Annotated in this window: 12 protein-coding genes; 9 read left to right on the top strand and 3 right to left on the bottom strand. The window is 65.2% G+C overall.

Annotated features, from left to right (window positions below):
* Positions 1-164: 164 nt before the first annotated feature.
* The 5 genes from BJD12_RS11725 (at position 165) to BJD12_RS11705 (ending at position 7,524) form a co-directional block, all read left to right on the top strand.
* A complete protein-coding gene (locus BJD12_RS11725) occupies positions 165-1,946 on the top strand; it encodes an autotransporter assembly complex protein TamA (RefSeq protein ID WP_005996490.1) in 1,782 nt (593 codons plus the stop codon).
* Positions 1,943-5,797, top strand: a complete 3,855-nt coding sequence (locus BJD12_RS11720) for a translocation/assembly module TamB domain-containing protein (RefSeq protein WP_042828559.1) — start codon at positions 1,943-1,945, stop codon at positions 5,795-5,797. Before BJD12_RS11725 ends, BJD12_RS11720 begins: the two co-directional genes overlap by 4 nt.
* Positions 5,798-6,427: 630 nt before the next feature.
* Positions 6,428-6,856: a hypothetical protein gene (locus BJD12_RS11715; RefSeq protein ID WP_005996488.1), complete on the top strand. Its 429-nt coding sequence runs from the start codon at positions 6,428-6,430 to the stop codon at positions 6,854-6,856.
* A 10-nt stretch (positions 6,857-6,866) separates the two neighbouring features.
* Positions 6,867-7,316: a hypothetical protein gene (locus BJD12_RS11710; RefSeq protein ID WP_005996487.1), complete on the top strand. Its 450-nt coding sequence runs from the start codon at positions 6,867-6,869 to the stop codon at positions 7,314-7,316.
* A complete protein-coding gene (locus BJD12_RS11705; protein ID WP_005996486.1) occupies positions 7,297-7,524 on the top strand; it encodes a hypothetical protein in 228 nt (75 codons plus the stop codon). Before BJD12_RS11710 ends, BJD12_RS11705 begins: the two co-directional genes overlap by 20 nt.
* Before the next feature lie 153 nt (positions 7,525-7,677).
* On the opposite strand, the gene BJD12_RS11700 is transcribed toward BJD12_RS11705, so the two are convergent.
* On the bottom strand, positions 7,678-9,408 hold the full coding sequence (locus tag BJD12_RS11700; protein ID WP_005996485.1) for an outer membrane protein assembly factor BamB family protein: 1,731 nt from the start codon (positions 9,406-9,408) through the stop codon (positions 7,678-7,680).
* Positions 9,409-9,989: 581 nt separating this feature from the next.
* Positions 9,990-10,574 carry a gluconokinase gene (locus tag BJD12_RS11695; RefSeq protein ID WP_005996484.1) on the bottom strand — a complete coding sequence of 195 codons (585 nt, stop codon included), beginning with the start codon at positions 10,572-10,574 and terminating at the stop codon, positions 9,990-9,992.
* A 157-nt stretch (positions 10,575-10,731) separates the two neighbouring features.
* On the opposite strand from BJD12_RS11695, the gene BJD12_RS11690 reads away from it, so the two are divergent.
* From BJD12_RS11690 to BJD12_RS11670, 4 genes are all read left to right on the top strand, one after another.
* Positions 10,732-12,114 carry an MFS transporter gene (locus tag BJD12_RS11690; RefSeq protein ID WP_005996483.1) on the top strand — a complete coding sequence of 461 codons (1,383 nt, stop codon included), beginning with the start codon at positions 10,732-10,734 and terminating at the stop codon, positions 12,112-12,114.
* A 2-nt stretch (positions 12,115-12,116) separates the two neighbouring features.
* Positions 12,117-14,537 carry a GH36-type glycosyl hydrolase domain-containing protein gene (locus BJD12_RS11685; protein ID WP_172797254.1) on the top strand — a complete coding sequence of 807 codons (2,421 nt, stop codon included), beginning with the start codon at positions 12,117-12,119 and terminating at the stop codon, positions 14,535-14,537.
* A gap of 239 nt (positions 14,538-14,776) precedes the next feature.
* A complete protein-coding gene (locus BJD12_RS24590; RefSeq protein WP_080763076.1) occupies positions 14,777-15,112 on the top strand; it encodes a hypothetical protein in 336 nt (111 codons plus the stop codon).
* A 340-nt stretch (positions 15,113-15,452) separates the two neighbouring features.
* Positions 15,453-18,902 carry a hybrid sensor histidine kinase/response regulator gene (locus BJD12_RS11670; protein ID WP_005995510.1) on the top strand — a complete coding sequence of 1,150 codons (3,450 nt, stop codon included), beginning with the start codon at positions 15,453-15,455 and terminating at the stop codon, positions 18,900-18,902.
* 258 nt (positions 18,903-19,160) lie between these two features.
* On the opposite strand, the gene BJD12_RS11665 is transcribed toward BJD12_RS11670, so the two are convergent.
* Entirely contained in the window at positions 19,161-19,742 is a 582-nt protein-coding gene (locus BJD12_RS11665) for a manganese efflux pump MntP (RefSeq protein WP_005995508.1), read from the bottom strand.
* Between the last annotated feature and the right edge of the window lie 2 nt (positions 19,743-19,744).

Raw genomic sequence — 19,744 nt, 5'->3', positions numbered from 1 at the left:
CTCCAAAGGTACGGACGGGCGTGCGACAAACGGGGGAGCCGCGCGCAATGGGTGTCAACGAAACGTTAACAACGCACCGACTGTACGAGTTCCTGTCGGTGCCGTATAGGCGTGTTTCCTCAGATTTTTTGTCCCTTCACGCCCAGGCTGGGTATCCTTTGCCGATGCTTAAAGCCGTCTTTGCTCTCTCCCTGCTGTGCACCCTGTTCGTTCCGCTGCAAGCGGTGGCCCGGGCAACCATCGACAAGATCGAGATCAAGGGCTTGGACGAGGGCGACGATGCCGAGATGATCGAGAACATCGAGGTCTCCCTGTCTCTGTACGAGGCCGTCGGTAAGGAGCAGGGCGAGTCGCGATTGGAGTACTTGCTGGCGCAGGCGGAGCGGCAGACGCGCGAGGCGCTGGAGCCGTTCGGTTACTACTCGCCCACCATTGAACTGGCCGCGCCGCGCAATGGCGACAAGGTGACGGTGGTGATCACGGTGAACCGTGGCGAGCCGGTGCGGGTGCGCACCTCGCATATCTCCATCACCGGCTGGGCCGAACAGGACCGGTATTTGGGGCAAGACCTCAAACAGTTCGAGCCGCGCGAGGGCCAGGTGTTCAGTCATCCGCAATACGAAGCCAGCAAGGTGCGCATCACCCGGCGCCTGGCCGAGCGCGGGTACTTCGATGCCGATTTCACCCAGCGCCGGGTCGCGGTGACACGCGCCGAACACGCTGCCGACATTGACCTGAATTGGGATAGCGGCCGCCGCTACGACATGGGCAAGGTGCGCTTCGACTACGATTATTTTCGCGAGGGCCTGTTCGACCCGCTGGTGTATTGGGACGAGGGCAGCTACTACCACGAAGGCAAGCTGGACCGATTACGTGAGTCGCTGACCAAGCTGGATTACTTCAGCACCATCGATATCCAGCCCAAGCCCGAAGAAGCCGATGCCGATGGCCGCGTGCCGGTGGACGTCAAGCTCACCCGCGCCAAGCGCACCATCTACACTTCCGGCCTGAGCTACGGCAGCGAGAGCGGCGCCGGTGTGCGCGGCGGGGTGGAGCGGCGTTATGTCAATTCGCGTGGCCACAATATGGACACGCAGCTGGACTACGCGCAGAACCGCAAGAGCCTGACCACCAGCTACCGGGTGCCGGCGTTCCGCTGGCTCGATGGCTGGTACACCGCCTCGGCGCGGCTGTACGACGAACAGACCGAGTACATCGATCTGCGCAACGTCAAACTCACCGGCAGCCGCAGCGGCCAGATCAACGAGCGCTGGAGCGCCATCGCCTCGATCAATGCCTTGCGCGAGCGCTGGCGCTTCAGCAGCGGCAACGATTTCGAAGGCGCGGTGTACGAAACCTCCACGCTGATCTATCCGCAGCTGCAGGCCAACTACGTCAATGTCGACGACCGGCTGTTTCCGCGTCGCGGTGTGTCGGGCCAGGCGTTGATCCGAGGTGGCGCCGAAGGTGCGGGCTCGGACACCAACTTCGGCCAGCTCTATGGGCAGCTGCGCTGGTTTCTGGGTGCCGGCGACAACGGACGGGTGATCCTGCGCGGCGAAGGCGGCACCACCTGGACCAGCGATCTGGTGGCGATGCCGCCCAGCCTGCGGTTCTTTGCCGGCGGTGCTAACAGCATCCGCGGCTACGCCTTCCGCGAAGTGGGTCCACGCACGCCCAAGCCGGACGAATTTGCGCTCGGTGCCAAAAACGTGGTCACCGCCAGCGCCGAGTACGAGCATTACCTCAAGGGCGGCCCCTGGGGCGGGGCGGTGTTTGTCGATAGCGGCAGCGCCTTCGACGACCGGCCCGACTGGCATACCGGCATCGGCTTCGGCGTGCGTTGGCGCTCGCCAGTGGGGCCGGTGCGCGTGGATATCGCACACGGCTTGAACGATCCGGACTCGCAGTTCCAGCTGTACATCGATATCGGGGCCAACCTGTGAGCACACCCACGCCGCCCTCCGCACCGCGCCGCGCGCGTTTCTACCGGCGGCGCCGGTTCTGGGTGGGCTCTGGCTTGACCGTGCTCGGGCTGGTGCTGCTGGCCTTGATTGCGATCTATTGGTTGCTGCAGACCGTGGCCGGGCGCGACGTGTTGCTGGCGCAGGTGGTTGCGCGCCTGCCGGTGGGTGCCAGTTTTACCTATGGCAGCGTCGAAGGCCCGGTTGCCGGCCCGCTGACACTGCGCAATGTCGACTTCAAGTATCAGGACATCCACTTCACCGCCGAGCGCGTGTATCTGGAGCCGGACCTGCGCCCGCTACTCGGTCGCAAGCTGCAACTGGACGCGGTGCAGGTCAGCAACGCGACATTGAATCTGGGCAAGAGCGACGAACCGTTCAAGCTCCCCAGCTGGCCAGAATCGCTGCCGCAGATCAACGTGCCGCTGGCGATCCAGGCCGACAAGATCGATGTGCAGAATCTGCGCATCACCCGTTTGCAGCAACCGATGATCGTGCTGCGCAAGATGCAGGGCGGGCTGGAAGTGGCGACCGGCGAACTGCGGACGCGCGATCTGGTGATCGATACCGACATGGGCGATTTCCGCCTGCATGGCGATTACATCCCCAACGACGATTACCACGCCGATCTCACCGCCACCGCGGTGCTGCCGGCCGCACGCGGCCGCACGCCGGCCAGCCTGGGCCTGGTCGCGCGCGGTGACCTGGACAAGATGGAAGTGGCCATCGCCGGCCGCGCCCCGGCCCCGCTGCAGGCCAGCTTGGTCTTCACCGGTCGCGACGACCCGACCTGGGCGTTCAGGGCCGTCACCGAGGCACTGGATACCTCACTGTTGATGCCGCCCGCCAACGGGCAGTACGCCGCACCGGCCACCCCGATCGCGTTGAACCTGAGCGCGTCCGGCAAGGGCGGCAAGGCAGACCTGCAAGGCAGCGTCAAACAGGGCGAATTGAGCGCCACCTTGCAGCCGTCGCACATCAGCCTGCAGGAGCAGGTGTTGACGGTCGAACCGTTGGTGATCGACACCTTCGAAGGCCGCACCCAGTTGCGCGGCACCGCCGATTTCCGCGATACGCAGAATCCGAGCTTCCGTTTTGCGGTCAATGCCAATGGCCTGCGTTTCACTCCCACGCCCGACCCGGCCACCCCCGATGCACCGGCGGTGCCGGTGGAATTGCTCGATGCGCGCCTGGGCGTTGCCGGCAATCTGAAGGCATGGGCGGCGATCGGCCGCGCCACCGTGGAGCGCGACGGCCAGCAGGCCGCGCTGGTGTTCGACAGCCGCGGCAACGACCAACGCGCGCAGCTCAAGCAGGTGCAGGCCACGACCCCGGGCGGCTCGCTGGATGTCACCGGCGAAGTGGGCTGGGCACCGGAGTTGCAGTGGGATGTCACCGCGCAGCTGGCCAAGTTCGACCCGGGCTATTTCGCGCCGGGCTGGAACGGCAATCTGTCCGGCAAGATCGCCTCCAAGGGCCGCCAGCTGCCGGCGCCGGCCGGCAGCGTCTCGCCAGGCTTCGAAGCCACCGCCGATATCCCGGCCCTGACCGGCCAGCTGCGCCAGCGCGCGCTGTCGGCCAACGGCAAGTTCGCCCTGCGTGGCGAACAGGGCGAGGGCGAACTGCAGCTGTCGCTGGGCAATAGCCGCGTCACTGCCAAGGGCAAGGTCGGCGACCAGTTGGACATCGCCGCGCAACTGCAGCCGCTGCAGCTGGACGACGTGCTGCCTGGCGCCACAGGCACCGTGCGTGGGCAGTTGCAGGTCAGCGGCAAGCGCGACGCACCCGACATCACCGCCGACATCGCCGGCAATGGCCTGCGCTGGGACACCTACACCGCGCAGAGCATCAGCTTGCGTGGCCGCCTGCCATGGCGCGGCAGCGATGGACAGCTGGCCTTGCAGGGCACCGCCATCGACGCTGGCGTGGTGCTGGACAGCGTGCGGGTGCAGGCACGCGGCGCGGTGGAAGCCCTGCGTCTGGACGCCGACATCGCCAACAGCATGGCCAGCGTGGCGCTGCAGGGCGATGTCAAACGCAATGGCGAGCGCTGGCAGGGGCAGGTCGCCACGTTGCGGATCACACCGTCCAAGGGCGATGCCTGGGCACTGCGGCAGCCTGCGCAGTTCAACACCGACGGCGCGGCCTTTACCTTGTCCGACACCTGCCTGGGCGCAGCCACCGGCGGCGCGCTGTGCGCCAGCGCCAACTGGCCCCGCGAGGGCATGGTGGTGCATGGCGACGCCTTGCCGCTGTCGCTGGTGCAGCCGTGGTTGCCCAAGCAGGAAGGCCGGCAGATCTATCTGCGTGGCGAGCTGTCGCTGGACGGCAGCTTCAAGCCGCGCGGCAACGCGTGGGAAGGCAGCCTGCGCATTGCCTCCCCCGAAGGCGGCATCCGCCTGGGCGAAACCCGCTATGCAGCGGTGGCCGGCAATCCCAATCGCGGCGAGTTGTTGCGCTACGACCAGTTCAGCGTGCAGGCCGATTTCACCCAGCAGCAGATCCAGGCCAAGCTCGGTGTCGGCTTCCAGGGCGCGGGCTTTGTCGATGCCAAGTTCAATACCGGGTGGGATGCCTATGCGCCGCTCAACGGCGAGCTGTATCTCAATATGTCGCGGCTGTACTGGCTGGAGCTGGTGGTGGCCGATGTGGTGCGGCCCAAGGGCCTGGTCGAAGGCCATGTGAGCCTGCGCGGCACCCGCGACAAGCCACTGCTGGGCGGCGACGCCACCTTGAGCGATTTCACTGCCGAATACCCGTCGATGGGCCTGACCCTGAGCGAGGGCAAGGGCCGCTTCGACGCGCTGCCGGATGGCTCGGCCAAGATCACCGCCGCGGCCAAGTCGGGCGAGGGCACGCTCACCGTCGATGGCGGGCTGTCGTGGTTCGGCACCAGTACGCCGCTGCTGCTCAACATCCGCGGGCAGAACGTGCTGGCCTACAACACCAGCGAGTTGCGCGTCATCGCCAATCCGGACATGCAGTTCGGCATCACCGACAACACCATGCAGTTGCGCGGCAAGGTCACCGTGCCCGAAGCCGATATCGATCTGGAACGCCTGGATCGCGGCACCTCCGTGTCCGAAGACGTGGTGGTGCTGGACCCGGTCGACCCGGAAGCCGCGCCATCCTCGCTCTTGGATATGGATCTGGCCATCGTGCTGGGCGACAAGGTCAACATGAGCGGCTTCGGCCTGAAGGGCGGGCTGAGCGGGCAGATGCAGATCCGCGCGCGCCCGGGGCGCGAAATGACCGCCAATGGCGGGCTGGATGTGCGCGGCCGCTACAAGGCCTACGGCCAGGACCTGACCATCAGCCGCGGCCAGCTGACCTGGAACAACAACATCGTCTCCGACCCGCGCGTGAGCCTGCGCGCCGAGCGCAAGATCGGCGATGTCACCGCCGGTATCGACGTCAGCGGCCGTGCCGAATCGCCACGCGCCGATGTGTGGTCGGAACCGGCGATGTCGCAATCCGAAGCGCTGTCATACCTGGTGCTCGGCCGCGGCCTGTCCACTGCCAGCAGCGACGAAACCCAGCAGGTCAGCGCCGCCTCGGCCGCACTGTCGGCCGGCAGCAGCCTGATCGCCTCGCAGATCGGCGCCAAACTCGGCCTGGACGAAGCCGGCGTCAGTCAATCCAGCACGCTGGGCTCGGTGGTGGGCTTCGGCAAGTACCTCTCGCCCAAGTTGTACGTCGGCTATGGCGTGTCGATGATCGGCGGCGGCTCGGTGCTGACCCTCAAATACCTCCTCAGCCGCGGCTTCGACGTGGAGGCCGAATCCAGCACGGTGGAGACCAAGGGGTCGATCAATTGGCGGCGGGAGAAGTAGGGTAAGGGAGTTAGGCGGCGCAAACTATGTCTCTCTGCGTCTCTGCGGCATCTGCCGCTTGTAGCTGGTGGGCCTCATTGCGTGGATCCAAGGCTACGCTGCTTGCATCGGCATGGAGCTTCCGAGTGATTGTGAGAAGGCTCCATTCGGACAGGCTTCTGTCTGACCTTTAAGTCGCATTGCACATTGATTTTCAGGTATTTCAGGCGAGCGAGCACGGCACGGCGGCTGCGAAAAGAAGATGGCTAGAAGGTTTCTCGTCTTTAAGGTCGGTTACATCATCTTTTTTTCCGGTGTTCTTTCTGATGCTTCCGCGATCTGGAGTGGACTCGGCATTGGCCAAAGCAGCAAAGCTGGTTTTCTTCTCGGAGTTATTGCTGCTGGTGGGGCCGGCAATCGCCTATGCGAAAATGCGTAGGCGTTAGGTGCGAACTTTGCATGATCAGGGTTTCACGCCATAAAAGCTTTTCAGCCTCATGTGCGCTGAACATCGCCATCGATGACGTGTCGAGCTGTGACGGACAGCCATTACGCACTCTTTATGCCCGCCCAGTAGCGCGCGAATAGTGCCTTTATGCCAGCCAGGGCTACCTTGGCACTCCCGCACAGCAGTGCGTTGAGCCAAACACGATGTGTATCCTGATTTTGCGAGGTCCTCAGGCCGATCCGGCGCCGTTGGTGCCGATGCAGTTGCCCGAGTGTGCTGGCCGTGCGTTGCGCACGCTGGCGTGTGCCGATGTGGATTGCTTGATCGCCGAGTTGCATGCGGCAGCTAGCGACGCCGAGGTGGAGCTGGTGTTGCTGGATTCGGGCGATCTGCCGTTGTTCGAGCGCAGCTGCGCCCGCGCGTTACGTGCTGCGGTGGATGCATTGCCCACGCCGTATATCGAGCTACATACCGATTCGGCGCAGGAGCTGGAGCCGTGGCTGCATCCGCAGCATGCGCCGTTGGCGGTGGTGATTGCCCCGCACGATGCGTCGCGTGCGTATGCGATGTCGCTGGGGATCGCGGCGCGTTGCCTGCCGTCGTTGCACGCGCCGTTGCGCGTGGCTGCCTGAGGCCGCCAGCATGTCGATCATGATCGTACGTGGGCCGGAAGCATCATCGCCGCTGGTGCGTGGGCCGCAGCCGTTGCCGAGGGCGGTGATCCGCCAGCTGGTGCAATGCGCCGGCGATGCAGGCAAGACGGTGGCGCTGCGGGCCTGCGGGTCGGAGCAGGAATTGCTGGATGCCTTGCGCGTGGCCGGGCAGGCGCGGATGGAAATTGCGCTGATCGATCCGGGCAGCTGCGTGGACAGCGTGCGGCTGCACCGGGTGCTGGCGTCGTTGCGCTATCCCTATGTAGAAACGCACGACGATAGTGCCGACCGGCCGGAGCGCTGCCTGCCCGCCGGCTTGGGCGAGTGCGTGGCGACGGTGCGCGGTTATTGCGCGCAGAGCTACCTGCTCGGGCTGGAGATCGCGTTGGAACATCTGGGCTGTACGGAGATTCAGGGCGATGTCCACGTCGGTACCTGAGCCGCGCCAGCTGCATTATTTCGCCGACTACGAAGGCTATTGCGATGGTCGGCCGGTGTTGTGGGGGCAACTCGCCCACAGCGTGGAGGTGCCCGCCGATGGCGAGCTGGATGCCGCCGGACTGGTGTGCGCGTTGCGGCGTCGCGCGGCCGAGGCGCATGGGCTGGAAGCGGGGCAGATCCGGTTGTGTCAGGTCACGCGCTTGTAGCGATCATGCTGCGGCCGCACGTTCCGGCAGCTGCGTCGGTGTCGCGGCCAGCACAGACACACGTTGCGTCCGCACACAACGGCGCCACCCGAAGGTGGCGCCGTCGTTCTGCTGTCACTGCGCATCACTCAACGCAGCGCTTGTGCTGGCCGATTACTTGGCCGCGCCGCTGTCCGGCACGAACTTGATCAACTGATTGCTGGTCGCAGCGGTGCCGAAGTTGAAGCGGCCATAGCCGGCGCCCCAGTACAAGGCACCATCGACCACTGCCGGCGAGCTGATGACCGAGCCGGTGGCGTCATAGTTCCACAGCGTGGCGCCGGTGTCGGTGTCGAGGGCGACCATGTTGCCGGCCATCGAACCGGCATACAGCAGGTTCGGCGACACCGTCAGCGAGCCCTGGCCGCCGGCCGGCACGGTCGGATTCACGCGGTTGATGCCGGGCACCTTGACCTGCCACTTGATCTTGCCGGTAGCCGCATCCAGCGCTGCCCACGAGCCGCCGTTATGGCTGACGGTGTTGTCCGGTCCCAGGGTGTAAGTGGCGTTGGAGCTATTGTTGATGGCCACATAGACCTGCGATTTGTACGGGTCGAACGCGGTGCCCCATTCGACGCCGCCGGTGGTGCCGCCGGGACCGACCTGGGTGGACCACACCTTGGCGCCGGTCTTGGCATCGAACGCCCAGTAGATGCCGCTCTTCTGCCCTGCGCCAACCAACTGCTGCGGCTTGCCGTTACGCCATACAGTGAACAGCTGGACGCCGGCACCGCCGAAGTCGTAATCAGGCCCGGTCAGGTTGGTCGCCTGCGTATTGGGGCACAGGCCGTTGGTGGGCGCCACGATGCACGACAGGTTCCATGCGTCGTAGCCCTGTGCGCGATCGGCCCACACCAGCTTGCCGGTGTCCATGTTCAACGACACCACCGAGTCGACGTAGTTATCCGGCGCCATGCAATTCAGTTCGTCCTGCACGGTGAGCTCGCTACCGCGGTACGAACGCGCATTGGAGACGCAGTTACCGACGCTTTGCGGAATGTTGTAGTTGTTGCCGGTGCCGAAATACAGGCGGCGGCTGATCGGGTCGATCGCCACCTGGCCCCACACCGAGGCGCCGGTGTAGCCCTCGGGCACGTTGTAAAACTGCCACAGCTTCTTGCCGGTGTTCAGATCCAGCGCCACGACGCTGCCGCGGAAGCTGAAGGTGTGGTTGGGCGCCAGATTACCCCAGTCGCCGGAAGAGATCCCGACGTAGATGCGGTTGCCGTAGATCACCGGCGAGGAGGTGATGCGCGCCTGCGGGTTGGCTTCGGCGGTGGTCTTCCACAGCAGTTTGCCGGTCTTCTTGTCGATCGCCAACACGGTGCCGGCAGCCTGGTCGCCGACGATGATGCTCTTGGCGCTGATGGCGGGGGTGTTGCGCGTCACCGAGGCCGCGTTGCCGGTGTAGTCGGACAACTTGGCTTGCCAGTTCGGCTTGCCGCTCTGGGTGTCCACGCTATACAGGGTGCCGCCCCAGTCAGGCACATACAGGGTGCCGCCTTCCACGCTTGGCGTGGCCGAGATGTCGCCGGTGGTGGTCAGGGTCCAGGCCGGCTTGAGGCCTTTGACGGTGGTGCGGTTGATCTTCCACTCACCCGGCGCGAAGCGAGAATTGAAGTAACCGCCACCGGCGGTGGGCCAGGTGGTAGGGCTCGCGAACGGGAGGTTGCTGCCGAAGGCGCTCCACACCTGGCCGGAGCGCGCGAATGCCTGGGCATCCAGGGATGAAACCGACTGTTGTGCGGTAGCGGAGCCGGACTGGGCGAAAGCCACTGCGCTGGCAAGCAGGCAGGGAATGAGCGTCAAACTGCGTAACCGCAAGCGGCGATTGGAGTTGGTCATCACGGCATGTCCATTGGTGGAAGGAAGCGCTGGATCCCCCCGGATCTGCGTGGTGCAGATCGCCGATTGCGGTGTCCACGCAACACACGCACACCCCTGTGTTCATGCAACGGTTGGGACCGTTTGCATCTGGTGGCACCAGCTTGAAAAATTTGCGTTCAATATGTGCGCTGATCGCACAAATAGTGATGATTCATCACTATTACGCGTCACTGCGATAGAAAAAATGATTCAGTGCAACGGGGCCTAATCCTGACGCAAATCATTGGTTTGCAAAAAGTAACCAGGAAATCTTGCGCCACCTTGTGCGGCTGATCGTAGTTGGATAAGGCGCTGCCGGCGCCACAGGCAGCGCGTCACGGAGTCTCGGTGGGCGGCCACCCAATCAGTGGGACGATGACACCGCTCCCTCCCCCGCGGGAGAGGAGTTGCGGTGAGGGTATGAGGCCAAGCCCTGATGTATCCCCGCGCAAGGCTCCCAGGACCTTCATCCGGCGCTTCGCGCCACCTTCTCCCGGTAGGAGAAGGAAGCATCCAGTGCCTGCGCAGCGGTGGGCGCTACCAGCGGTGAATTCGGCGCGTCACGCGCGTTGAGGCGCATGCGCATCTGCATGCACTGCTGCGGGAGCGATCAACTCCAGCTGCGCGATCGCATCCCGCACCACCTCAGGCACCGTGGCATCCACATCGACCGACACGACGTCGGCCTCGTCCAACGGCAGTTCCAGCGTCTGCAGCTGGCTGTCGAGCAGGCTGGGCGGCATGAAGTGGCCGGCGCGTGCGCTCAGGCGTGCGGCAATCACATGCGGTGCCGCATGCAGGAACACGAAGCGCATCGGCACGCCGCTGCCGCGCAGCAATTGGCGGTGCGTGCCGCGCAATCCTGAGAACGCCAGCACCACCGATTCGCCGGCATGCACGCAGTCGCGCAAGGTGGCGGCCAGCAGTTCCACCCATGGCAGACGCATGGCATCGGTCAGCGGTTGGCCGGCCGCCATCTGCGCGCGCGCAGCCACGCTGTGGTAGTCGTCGGCATCCAGAAAACGGAAGCGGTAATGCGCGGCGAGCGCCTGCGCGATGGTGGTCTTGCCGCTGCCCGAAACACCCATCACAACGATGACCAAGGGCGAAGCGGACGCGGGCGTGGCAGGTACGGCGGTGTCCATCACGTCAGGTTATATCTCCGGATCGATTCGGCATTTGAGCCGATTTGACGTTGGCGGCAGCCGATGCGTGGTGTAGCGTCGGCGCTCCTTGCCAGGTCAGCGGGCACCCAGCGTAACGGCGTGCCCGGCCGGGTACAACGCATCCGAAGGTCTGTCGATGACGTCAACACCCGCACCGTCTCCTGCATCGGCGCGCCTGCGCTGGCGCGAAAAGCTGGGCTACGGCGCCGGTGATCTGGGCCTGAATCTGTATTGGGCCAACATCTCGGCGTTTCTGCTGATCTTCTATACCGACACCATGCATCTGCCGGCCGCAGCGGTGGGCACGATGATCCTGCTGACCAAGATCGCCGATGCGATCGCCGACCCGGCCATGGGCGCCATCGCCGACCGCACCCGCAGCCGCTGGGGCAAGTTCCGCCCGTATCTGTTATGGGGTGCGGTACCGATGGCGCTGACCGGCGTGCTCGCCTACACCACGCCGGATCTGGACCAGAACGGACGCATGCTGTGGGCCACGGTGACGTTTCTGGTGATGATGCTGGCCTACACGGTGGTGAGCATCCCGTACTCGGCCTTGTCGGGCGTGATCACCGCCGACAGCAAGCAGCGCACCGGCCTGATCAGTCTGCGTTTCATCGGTGCGTTTGCAGGCACCACCTTGGTCAATTACTTCACGATGGATCTGGTGCGCTGGTTCGGCGGCGGCAACGATGCGCTGGGATGGCAGCGCACGATGATGCTGTATGGCGCCATTGCGGTGGCGCTGTTCGTCAGCGTGGCATTGACCACGCGCGAGCGCGTGCAGCCGCCGCCGCAACAGCGCACGCCGGTCCGCCGCGACATCGCCGATCTGCTGCAGAACAAGCCGTGGTGCGTGCTGTTCGCGCTGTCGTTGATCATCATGATCACCATCACCATGCGCGGCGGTGCAGGTGTGTACTACCTCAAGTATTACGTGCAACGCCCGGATCTGGTCGGCTTGTTCTTAGGCTGCTATTCGGTGGCGTTGGGCGTTGGCGCGGCAATCACGCCGCTGCTGACCCGGCATTGGGACAAGCGCCGGCTGATGTGCGGGCTGATGGTGCTTGTCGGCCTGCTGAGCTGTGCGATGTTCTTCGTGCCTGCCGATGCGGTCTGGGCGATCTTCGGGTTGAACATGCTGATCGGCCTGGCCCTGGGGCCGAAGTCGCCGCTGGCGTTTTCGATGTACGCCGATAGCGCCGACTACACCGAATGGCGCACCGGCCGGCGCGCGACCGCGATGACATTCGCGGCGGCGACGTTTTCGCAAAAGCTCGGCGGCGCGCTGGCCTCGGCCGGCATCGCCTGGGTGCTGGCCGGGATGGGCTATGTCGCCAACAGTGCGCAGTCCAGCGGGTCGTTGACCGGCATCGTGCTGTTGCTGACGGTGATCCCTGGGGCGGTCGCGCTGCTGGCTGCCTGGACCATGCGTTTTTATCCGCTGGACGATGGCTTGCTGAGCCGGATCCAGCACGAACTGGCCGCGCGCAAGCGCAACGAACCGGAGCACCCCTGACCGTGTCTGCAACGCCCACTGCCGCGTCCGACCCACTGTCCACCTTGATGGCGCCCAGCGCCGATGGCACGCGTTACGCGCTCTACAGCCCGACCGCCATGCCCAACGCCGGCGGTTTTTTGTGGAACCGCCGCATGATGTTGCAGCTGACCTGCCGTGGCTACGCCACCGGCCAGTTCATGCAGCCGGAGCCATCCAAGTACGCGCATGCGCCGGTGCTGGAAGCGCGCAATTTCATGATGCCGGAACAGCCGTACTACGCGCACCACCCCGGGCGGTTCTTCTATCTGAAGGATGAAGACAGCGGTGCGCTGTACTCGGTGCCGTACGAGCCGGTGCGCGCGCAGCCGCAGGCCTTTGAATTCTCCGCCGGCAAGCACGATGTGCGTTGGCGCGTGCAGCATGACGACATCGTGGTGGAACTATGCGTGGCCCTGCCTACCGACGATGCGGTGGAGCTGTGGGAATGTCGCGTGCACAACGCCTCCGCGCGTGCGCGGCGATTGAGCCTGTATGTGTACTTCCCGGTCGGCTACATGTCGTGGATGCATCAATCCGGCGGCTACGAGCCGGCACTGGGCGGCATCGTCTGCCGCAGCGTGGCGCCCTATCAGAAGGTGGACGATTACTTTCGTCAGCGCGACTTCAAGGACTGCACCTTCCTGCTGCATGAGCAACCGCCGGTAGCGTGGGAGGCGCAACAACTGGCATTCGAAGGCGAGGGCGGGCTGCATGCGCCTTCTGCCATCCAGGCCGAGCAGCTGGGCAACAGCGAGGCGCATTACGAAACGCCGGCCGCCGCGTTGCAATATCGTCTGCATCTGGAAGCCGAGACGGCCAGCGTGTACCGCTTCGCATTCGGGCCGGCCAAGGACGATGCAGAAATCGCCGCGCTGCGCGCACGCTATCTCTCGCAGGAAGGCTTTGCCGAGGCGGCACGCGCGTACGCGCAGTATCTGCAGGCCGGCCGTGGCTGCGTACAGATCGCAACGCCCGATGCGGCGCTGGACAACCTGGTCAACCATTGGTTGCCGCGGCAGGTGTTCTATCACGGCGACGTCAATCGTCTGACCACCGATCCGCAGACGCGCAACTATCTGCAGGACCATATGGGCATGGCTTATCTGCAGCCGGCCACTGCGCGTGCGGCGCTGCTGCATGCCTTGTCGCAGCAGGAGCCCAGCGGCGCGATGCCGGACGGCATCCTGCTGGTGGAAGGCGCCGAGCTGAAGTACATCAACCAGGTACCGCACACCGATCACTGCGTGTGGCTGCCGATCTTCCTGAGCGCGTACCTGGCTGAGACCGGCGATGCCAGCATCCTGGACGCGATCGTGCAAACCCATGACGGGCAGCGCCTGAGTGTGGCCGAGCGACTGGATGCGGCCATGCAATGGCTGCTGGACGCACGCGACGCGCGTGGCCTGAGTTTCATCGCCCAGGGCGACTGGAACGACCCGATGAACATGGTCGGCTGGCGCGGCAAGGGCGTGTCCGGCTGGCTCACCGTGGCCACTGCCTACGCGCTGCGGCTGTGGTCGGACATCTGCGTCGCACATGGGCGCACGGCGCAGGCCGAGACCTTCGGGCAGGCGGTGGGCACGGTCAACGCCGATGCCAACCGCGAACTGTGGGATGGCAATTGGTACGCGCGTGGCATCACCGACGATGGCGTGCGCTTCGGCATCGCCGACGATGTGGAGGGCCGCATCTATCTCAATCCGCAAAGCTTTGCGCTGTTGGCCGGAACCGCCAACGCGGCGCAACGCGCTGCGCTGCTGGAGGCGGTGCGCGAGCAACTGCACACGCCGTATGGCCCGGTGATGCTGGCCCCGGCCTACACCCGCATGCGCGACGACGTCGGTCGCCTCACTCAGAAGTGGCCGGGCGCTGCGGAAAACGGCGCGGTCTACAACCACGCGGTGGCGTTCTATCTGTACAGCCTGTACCAGATTGGCGAGGCCGACCGCGCCTGGGAAATTCTGCGTGCACTGCTGCCAGGGCCGACCCGCGAGGATGTGTTGCAACGCGGTCATCTGCCGGTGTCGCTGCCCAATTACTACCGCGGTGCCTGGCACCAGTATCCGCGTACCGCCGGGCGGTCCAGCCAGTTGTTCAACACCGGCACGGTGGCGTGGGTGTATCGCTGCGTGCTGGAAGGGTTGTTCGGCCTGGTCGGCGAGGGCGATGCGTTGGCGATCCGCCCGCAGTTGCCTTCGCACTGGCCGCACGCGCAGGTGACGCGCCAGTTTCGTGGTGCGCAGTTCGATGTCGTGCTGACGCGCGAAGCGGGTCGCACGGCGATAGAGGTGCTGGTGGATGGCGAGGTCTGCACCGACCAGCGGGTGCACGGCGTCGTCGCTGGGCGGACGTATCACGTGCAGGTGAGTTTGCCCCGGCTAGAAGCGGCTAACAAAAGGTAGCGAGGGCCCGCCTGGGCAGTGCAGTGGCTCTATTCGCTGCATCTTCCTGGATGCACTCAAAAGCTCAGCTGGTCGAACGCGCGGCGCCCTCACCGCTCGCGGGACACGCCGTTAACCCGTCCATGGGGGCTCGATGGCGGCATCCATGCCGCCAACGGTCCCACAAGCGGTGAGGGCACCGCGCCAGACAGTTGGCTGGTTCTTTTATTGAAGAACGAGGACACCGCACCAGAGCGTTGATGGTTGCTCTGCTGAAAATTTGCACACCGACCATCGTGACTGGTCCTTGCCCGCCGACCATTGCGGGACCTTACGCGGCATGGATGCCGCGTAAGAGCCTACACGGACGTACTTGCGGCGTGTCCTGCAATGGTCGGCGGGCAAGGGCCCTGCAGAAAACTTACGGCGTCGAACGCGCGGCGCTCTCACCGCTCGCGGGAAACGCCGTTAACCCGTCCATGGGGCTCGATGGCGGCATCCATGCCGCCAACGGTCCCACAAGCGGTGAGGGCACCGCGCCAGACAGTTGGCTGGTTCTTTTATTGAAGAACGAGGACATCGCACCAGAGCGTTGATGGTTGCTCTGCTGAAAAATTTGCACACCAACCATCGTGACTGGTCCTTGCCTGCCGACCGTCGCGCGACCTTACGCAGCATGCATGCCGCGTAAGAGCCTACAAGGACGGACTTGCGGCATGTCCTGCGATGGTGGGCGGGCAAGAGCCCTGCAGCCAAGCCGCGGGCCAGCCGCTCGGCAATGGATCGGCCTGAAGGCGGCTTGTTGGCCGCTCCAGGGACGACGCATAAGATGGCTGAGCGCCCCGCCAATCCGAGGTGTTCCGCTGTTGCGATCCCCACTCGCAACTCCCACTGCGTAAACTCCCAGGCTCGCATCGCGCCGCCTGGGAACGCCCCTTGGTATCAAGCTGGATCCTGTTGCTGGTCTCCGTCGGCTATGCCGCGCTGCTGTTCGGCGTGGCGTGGTGGGGTGACCGCCGGCCGATGTATCCGGAGCGGCCATGGCTGCGGCCGGCGGTCTACAGCCTGGCGTTGGCGGTGTACTGCTCGTCGTGGACGTTCTACGGCGCGGTGGGCTCGGCGGTGCGCAACGGCATCGGTTATCTGCCGATCTATCTGGGCCCGCTGCTGTTGCTGCTGTTCGGCTGGCGCATCATCGAGCGGCTGGCGCTGATCGCACGCGCCGAAAACACTGTCTCCATCGCCGATTTCATTTCCTCGCGCTACGGCCGCTCGCGGCGGCTGGCCGCATTGGTGGCGGTGATCGCGTTGGTGGGCATCGTCCCGTATCTGGCGCTGCAGTACAAAGCGGTGGCGATGAGCCTGGAGGTACTGACCGGGCATAGCAGCGCCGGGCGCGGCATCTTTGCTGATCCGGCGTTGTATGTGGCGCTGTTGATGGCGTTGTTCGCCACCTTGTTCGGCACCCGTCAGGTGGATGCCACCGAGCATCACCATGGCATGATGCTGGCCATCGCGCTGGAGTCGGTGATCAAGCTGATCGCCATCGTGGCGGTGGGGCTGTTTGCGTGGTTGTGGCTAAGCGATCACCAGCTGCACATTGCCGATTCGGCGCGCACATTGTTCGAGCACACCCCGTCGGTCGGCTTTATCTCGCAGACCTTGCTGAGTTTTCTGGCGGTGATCTGCCTGCCCCGGCAGTTCCATGTGGCGGTGGTCGAATGCAGCGATGTGGGCGACATCCGCCGCGCGCGTTGGTTGTTCGGTGCGTACCTGGTGATCATCTCGGCGATGGTGGTGCCGATCGCCTCGGCTGGCATCGCGCTGTTCGGCAAGGGCAGTGCGGTGGTGGATGATGCGGTGGTGCTGGCGCTGCCGCTAAGCCAGGGCAACACGGTGCTGGCGCTGGTGGCGTATGTGGGTGGGTTTTCGGCGGCCACCGGCATGGTGATCGTCGCCAGCATCGCCCTGGCCACCATGGTCAGCAACGACCTGGTGATGCCGGTGCTGCTACGCCGCCGCGGCAGCGCCGACGCACGTGCAGCGGTGGCCTCGCGCGTGCTGTGGATCCGCCGCGTGGCGATCCTGCTGCTGGCGCTGGTGGCCTATGGCTATCACCGCAGCGTGGCCGACGACACCACGCTGGCGGCCTACGGATTGATGGCGTTTGCGGCGGTGGCGCAATTTGCGCCGGGCGTGATCGGCGGGTTGTATTGGCGTGGTGCCAGCCGCAAGGGCGTGGAAACCGGCATGGTGCTCGGCTTCATGACCTGGATCTATACGCTGCTGCTGCCGGCCGCCACGCGTGCGGGCTGGCTGCAGCCGGACTGGTTGGTGGAGGGTCCGTTCGGCATCGAATGGCTTCAGCCGCAGCAGTTGTTCGGCATGCGTGGCTGGGACCCGCTGGCGCACGGCACCTTCTGGTCGCTGCTGATCAATGTCGGCGCGATGATGCTGGTGTCGGCACGCTGGCGCCCGGGTGTGGACGAGCGGTTGCGCGCCGCGCCATTCCTGGACCCGTATGCGCAGCGTCCGGCGGTGGCCGGCGACTGGCCTGGCCATGTGCGCGTGGCCGACCTGCAGGCGTTGGCCGAGCGCGTGGTGGGCGAACGGCATGCGCACCGCGCCTTTGTCGACCAGGCAGTGCTGCTGGAACGCGAGCTGCAACCGACGGTGGTGGCCGATCGCGCCTGGGTACAGTTCACCGAGCGCCTGCTGGCGGCCTCCATCGGCGCGGCGTCGGCGCGGCTGGTGTTGACCAGCCTGTTGCGTGGCTCGGGCATGGAGCTGGGCGAAGTGGTAGCGGTGCTGGACGAAGCCGGCCAGGAATTGCGCTTCAATCGCGAGATCCTGTCCACCACGTTGGAAAACATCAGCGCCGCGGTCAGCGTGGTCGACCCGGAGATGCGCCTGACCGCGTGGAATCGGCGCTACCAGCAGCTGTTCGGTTATCCGGACGGCATGTTGTACGTCGGTCGCCCGGTGGCCGACCTGATCCGCTACAACGCCGAGCGCGGCGAGCTGGGCGAGGGCGATATCGAAGACCAGATCGATCGCCGCATCCGCCACATGCGCGCCGGTTCGCCGCATGTGTTCGAGCGCACCCGCAGCGACGGCAAGGTGATCGAAATGCGCGGCCAGGCGCTGCCCGGCGGCGGCTACGTCACCAGCTACAACGACATCACCGACTACAAGCGCGCCGAACGCGCGCTGCTGGACGCCAACGAAAACCTGGAGCAACGCGTCGCCGACCGCTCGCGCGAAGCCGAGCTGGCGCAGCAGTCCAAGACGCGTTTTCTGGCCGCCATCAGCCACGACGTGTTGCAGCCGCTCAATGCCGCGCGGCTGTTCGCCTCGGCCTTGCGCGAGAGCCATCAAAATAACGAAGAACAGCGCCATCTGGCCGAACGTGTAGATGCGTCGCTGCGTGCGGCCGAGGAATTGCTCGACGGCCTGCTCGACGTCTCGCGCCTGGATGCCGGCGGGCTGCGGCCGACGGTGGAGGATTTCGATGCCAGCGCGTTGATGCACGAGCTGGCCGCGCAGTACGCGCCAGTGGCGTCCAGCCGCGGGCTGCGTTTGCAGGTGCATAGCCGGCCGATCTGGGTGCGCAGCGACCGCCGTCTGCTGCGGCGGGTGATGCAGAACTTCCTGGCCAATGCGCTGCGCTACACGCGGCAGGGCCGCATCGTGCTGGGCATGCGTGGGCGCGGCGCGTTGGTGGAGTTGCAAGTGTGGGACACCGGGCCAGGCATCCCCGAGCATCACATGCGGCAGATCTTCGAAGAGTTCCGCCGCTATCAGCAGCCGTTCGATTGGGGCGAGCAGGGCCTGGGCCTGGGCTTGTCGATCTGCCAACGCATCTCGCGCCTGCTCGATCACGATCTGAGTGCGCGCAGCCAGGTCGGCCGCGGCAGCATGTTCTCGATCCTGTTACCGCGCGTGGCGCCGGTGCCGGCAGCGCCGTTGTTGCCGGTGCCGGCCGCGCGCGCGCGACCCAATGGCGAATCGCTGGCCGGCCTGCGCGTGCTGTGCGTGGACAACGACCGCGAAATCCTCGATGGCATGCGCGCGCTGCTCGGTCGCTGGCAGGTGGAGGTGATCACCGCCAGCACCGTGGATCAGGCGCTGGAATGCGCGCGCGAGCAACCGGATGTGATGCTGGTGGACTATCACCTGCACGACCGGCTCGATGGTCTGGACACGCTGGATGCATTGCAGGCCGCCGCATCGACCCCGATTGCCGGCGCCTTGCTGACCGCCGATGGTCGCGACGAACTCAAGCAACTCGCACGCGAACGTGGCTACCGCCTGCTGACCAAGCCGGTGAAACCGGCGTCGTTGCGTGCGTTTCTCAGCGCGTATCACGACGCGAAAAAGCGCTGACGGGCCCCAGAGCGGCTAACTACACGATTGCGCGGCCGCCAGGCGGGCGTGGTCGGTGCTCGGAGCCGATAGGGACCACGCGTATACCGGTTCTGAGCGCGCCGCTCGCACTCTTGATGATCGCTCGCTACGTCGTGTCAGCCACATGATCGGATGGCAGCAGCGTGCCTGCGCGCGGCGGGCATGCCGGTAACGCCTCGTCGCGCTCATGCGCGCTCCTACAGACAACAGTCGAAAGCGTGTCGTTGAACAGGGCGCTTACGCCGCGGCGCTGAGGTGTTCGTACAGGATCACACTGCCGACGATCACCAGGATCACGCCGCCGAGGATCTCGGCGCGTTTGCCGATCAACGCGCCCAGCGCGCGACCCAGCATGATGCCGGCGGTGACCATGCTGAAGGTGCACAGCCCGACCACCACTGCCACCACGCCGATGTGCACATCCAAAAATGCCAGGCTGACGCCCACGGCCATTGCATCGATGCTGGTGGCAAAGCCGGTGGCGGCCAGTGCAAGCAGGCCGTTTTTCTTGGGTGCATCGCTCTGATCGTTATCGTCGTCAGGATCGGCACGCATGCCGGCCACGATCATATGCACGCCCAGTGCGCCCAACAGGCCGAACGCAATCCAGTGATCGAACGCCTGCAGATGGCTGGAGGCCGCCCGGCCAAGCAACCAGCCGATCACGGGTGTGATCGCTTCGATGCACCCAAAGATCAGGCCGGCGCGCAGCGCATCGCGCCACTGCGGTTTGCGCATCGCCGCGCCCTTGCCGATCGCTGCGGCAAACGCATCGGTGGACATCGCAAAACCGATCAACACAATGGAAAAAGGAGACATCG

The organism is Xanthomonas vesicatoria ATCC 35937 (assembly GCF_001908725.1).
Taxonomy (GTDB): domain Bacteria; phylum Pseudomonadota; class Gammaproteobacteria; order Xanthomonadales; family Xanthomonadaceae; genus Xanthomonas; species Xanthomonas vesicatoria.
Note: the sequence above shows the minus strand (reverse complement) of the source record. Positions and strands in the feature narration are given on the sequence as shown.

Excerpts from the sequence above, each read along its gene's own strand:
- BJD12_RS11725 (WP_005996490.1), top strand. The coding sequence starts at position 165 with ATGCTTAAAGCCGTCTTTGCTCTCTCCCTGCTGTGCACCCTGTTCGTT.
- BJD12_RS11715 (WP_005996488.1), top strand. The coding sequence starts at position 6,428 with ATGTGTATCCTGATTTTGCGAGGTCCTCAGGCCGATCCGGCGCCGTTG.
- BJD12_RS11710 (WP_005996487.1), top strand. The coding sequence starts at position 6,867 with ATGTCGATCATGATCGTACGTGGGCCGGAAGCATCATCGCCGCTGGTG.
- BJD12_RS11705 (WP_005996486.1), top strand. The coding sequence starts at position 7,297 with ATGTCCACGTCGGTACCTGAGCCGCGCCAGCTGCATTATTTCGCCGAC.
- BJD12_RS11700 (WP_005996485.1), bottom strand. The coding sequence starts at position 9,408 with ATGACCAACTCCAATCGCCGCTTGCGGTTACGCAGTTTGACGCTCATT.
- BJD12_RS11695 (WP_005996484.1), bottom strand. The coding sequence starts at position 10,574 with ATGGACACCGCCGTACCTGCCACGCCCGCGTCCGCTTCGCCCTTGGTC.
- BJD12_RS11690 (WP_005996483.1), top strand. The coding sequence starts at position 10,732 with ATGACGTCAACACCCGCACCGTCTCCTGCATCGGCGCGCCTGCGCTGG.
- BJD12_RS24590 (WP_080763076.1), top strand. The coding sequence starts at position 14,777 with ATGGTTGCTCTGCTGAAAATTTGCACACCGACCATCGTGACTGGTCCT.
- BJD12_RS11665 (WP_005995508.1), bottom strand. The coding sequence starts at position 19,742 with ATGTCTCCTTTTTCCATTGTGTTGATCGGTTTTGCGATGTCCACCGAT.